This window comes from Butyrivibrio sp. (assembly GCF_024699075.1).
Window position 1 is genome coordinate 1 of the sequence record NZ_JAILQF010000361.1, and the last position, 3078, is coordinate 3078.

Below are 3078 nucleotides of genomic sequence, written 5' to 3' on the forward strand. Positions count from 1 at the left end.
GCAGATGTTGTTACATCAAACTCCTGATCTCCAAGAGCTCTTAATGGAAGTCCTGTACTTTTTGAAAAAGTATCATATCTTACCTGACCACTTATAACCATCATAGGGATTGAATCAAGATATGCACCTGCCACACCAGTCATTGCATTTATACCGCCTGGTCCCGTTGTGACACATACGCACGCAGGTCCTTCGTGTATCCTTGCATAACTTTCCGCAGCCATACTGCATGCCTGCTCATGATGATTAAACAAAAGTTTAAGCCCATCATTTTTTGCAAGACTATCATCCAGGTGCATAGCGCCTCCTCCGACTACCATAAACACCTGACTTATACCATGCTGCACAAGGAAAGCGGCAACATAGTCTGAAAGTTTAATCAAAGCCAAAGCTAATTCCTCCCATATCTTTCTTATTTTATCAGATAGTGGCTATAATGTCACGGATGAAGAGCCTTGTTAAAGGGCATAAAAAAATCTGCATTAAAGCTTTAAACTCTAATACAGATCTTATCGTTATATACTTAAATAATACTTAAATACTTCACTCAATATATAGAAATTATGCCTGATATTTTGCAAGCTCTGAGAAGTCAGTCATGATATCAAGAATCTTCTTACGTCCAGGCTTGTTGAGCTTGATGTACTGCTTCATTACACGATTCTCAACGATGCTGTTTCCAAGATCCTGTCCTCTTTCAAGTGGAGTAAAGTCTACAGGGTTAAGGTTAAGTCTGTCACACATGCGGATAACAGTACCGTATGCCATACCCTCAATACCACGATCAAGAGCTGTTACAAGTGTGCTGTAAGGAATTGACATTTCAATAGCGAACTGTCTTACGCTCTTATACTGTGATAAAATTTCTTTCTTTAAAATCTGTGCCTTTGTCATTGGTGTCCACCTCCTGGTAATGGTAAATTTTCCTGTTGTACCTAAACACATCAGTAAACACTGATATGTGATATGCAATAAATCCGAAATATTTTTCTCGGTTACTTCTACATCAGCTACAAAGTATAAAACATAAACTGTTTTACGACAACCCCTTTTTGTGTAAAAATTCTGTGAAACCATATAGAATTTTTGTACGTTTTTTTGGTAAAAATGTAAAAATGCCCAACTAGTGTATTTCAGTTCATAACGTGGCTTTAAAGCGATGTTACAAAAGCCTCCATGAATTTTTCACACAAATCAGGCATTTTTTCTATATATTTTTTGGTTATTTTTGCAGTAACGGATGTTGTTTTATAAAACAGATACCTTTTTATCGTTTTATAGTAATGTACAACTTCGTATAAATTTTTGCTTTTGAAATTATAGCACATAAAACCGTTATTGCAAGTACGAAACACAAGAAATTTTCATCTTTAATAAATTTGTACTTACAAGATAAAAAACAGGTCAATTTGCAGTCTTATTTTGTACAATATTCTTGCAAACTATCTTCAAATCCCCTGCAAGGCTTCCAGCCTGTATCCCTAAGAAGCTTACTTCCATCGGGCTGAAGCGATATAAAAGGCTCAGGATCATCTCCGTATGCTATCTCTGCCATTTTTCCGGTCTTTTCATATACCCATGCATTAGCCCTTTCCACATATTGCTTAAGGGTAAGGCACTTTCCATCTGTTATATTATATATTTCTCCTTCTTTGCCGCGTTCAGACAGTGCTATCAAAGCCCTTGCACAGTCTGTAACATCCAGATAATTCCAGCTCTGTCTGCAGGATGAAAGATCCATCTTCATTCCGTTTGATGCCCTGTATACAAGATCAGGAAGCATCCTTCCATGAGGCTCGTACCTTCCTATAAGACTGAAAATCCTTGCCCATATCCATTCCATTCCAAGACTTTCTGCCAGATTCTTTGTAAGATAGCAGGCCGCGGCCTTGCAGGCACCATAGGAGGTTACAGGCACAGGAGAAAGATCTTCTGTTTGTATCTTTCTGGTAGCTCCGTATTCTGCCTGTGATCCTATCCCGATAAAACGTCTGCACTTTACCATAGATGCAGCTCTTACAGCATGAATAGCCCCTACGACATTGATCTTTTGTACTTCAAAGTCGTTCCTGTCACCTCCCCACATAAGGTGGAAAAAGCTCTCAAACCCTTCATCTTCATCTGTAAGCTCAGGAAATCTCTCGAATATCTCATAGGGAAGTCTTTCAAGTTCATCCATTTCAAGTGGAATAATATGAAGTCTTTCATTATTTAAGTCTTCAAGTCTTGCATTATGAGCTGAGCCCGGGCGCACCACTGCAAAAACCTCATAGTCATTATCAAGAAGCTCCATAACAAGATTTATGCCGGCAAAACCGGCAGCTCCAGTCACTATAACATTTCTTTTATTATCTTCCATAAGTCCCCTTCTTTAGCCCAATTCGGCTATATATCAAATGTAATGATAGCTTATAAGCTAAAAATCATATATAATGTATATAAAGATAGTTATTTTTTTATCAATTGTTCATCAGATTTAATAAAAGTTATCAATTAAAGGAGAATCACCATGCCGGAGTTATCCGTATGCATTATATCCAAAAATGAAGAAGAGAATATAGAAAAATGCTTAAGGGCGATCACTCCTTTACAAAGCGAGATCATACTCACCGATACCGGAAGCACCGACAAGACAGTCGAGATCGCTGAAAGGTATACTAAAAATATATTTCATTTTGACTGGTGCGATGACTTCAGCGCAGCCAGAAATTATTGTGCTGCCCGCGCATCAAACGACTGGATCCTGTTTATAGACTGCGATGAATACCTTGTACTTGCAGATATTCTGCGCCTTAATGAAATAATCAAGGAGCACCCGCTTGAGGTAGGAATGGTCAACAGAATAAGTCCTTATCCCGGCAATGAAGCTCAGCAGTCAAGACATGACTTTGTTGCAAGACTTTATAACAGAACCCTCTATTCCTATAAAGGCACTATCCAGGAGACAATTGAGCCCATAAACAAGGAACTTGTCCCAATGGATTATGACAGCCCAAAATATTTTGAAATACCTCTTACCTTTTATCATGCCGGCTTTGAGACCATCAATAACAGAAGAAAAAAGGCAGAACGTGACCT

General features: G+C 38.4%; 4 protein-coding genes. 1 reads left to right on the forward strand and 3 read right to left on the reverse strand.

The window, feature by feature from the left end; genetic code table 11:
- From K6G87_RS14495 to K6G87_RS14505, 3 genes are all read right to left on the reverse strand, one after another.
- A partial coding sequence (locus tag K6G87_RS14495) for a thiamine pyrophosphate-binding protein (RefSeq protein ID WP_334304871.1) occupies positions 1-383 on the reverse strand: 383 nt, incomplete at its 3' end.
- A 178-nt stretch (positions 384-561) separates the two neighbouring features.
- Positions 562-894, reverse strand: a complete 333-nt coding sequence (locus tag K6G87_RS14500) for a transcriptional regulator (RefSeq protein ID WP_296838790.1) — start codon at positions 892-894, stop codon at positions 562-564.
- Positions 895-1417: 523 nt separating this feature from the next.
- The gene (locus tag K6G87_RS14505; protein ID WP_296838793.1) at positions 1418-2359 is read right to left on the reverse strand and encodes an NAD-dependent epimerase/dehydratase family protein; all 942 of its coding nucleotides are present in this window, start codon (positions 2357-2359) and stop codon (positions 1418-1420) included.
- Positions 2360-2509: 150 nt separating this feature from the next.
- Here K6G87_RS14505 and K6G87_RS14510 point away from each other — a divergent pair.
- Positions 2510-3078, forward strand: a 569-nt coding sequence (locus K6G87_RS14510; RefSeq protein ID WP_296838796.1) for a glycosyltransferase family 2 protein, incomplete at its 3' end; no start/stop codon positions are given.

Coding starts and splice junctions, on each gene's coding strand:
- K6G87_RS14500 (WP_296838790.1), bottom strand. CDS start 894: ATGACAAAGGCACAGATTTTAAAGAAAGAAATTTTATCACAGTATAAG.
- K6G87_RS14505 (WP_296838793.1), bottom strand. CDS start 2,359: ATGGAAGATAATAAAAGAAATGTTATAGTGACTGGAGCTGCCGGTTTT.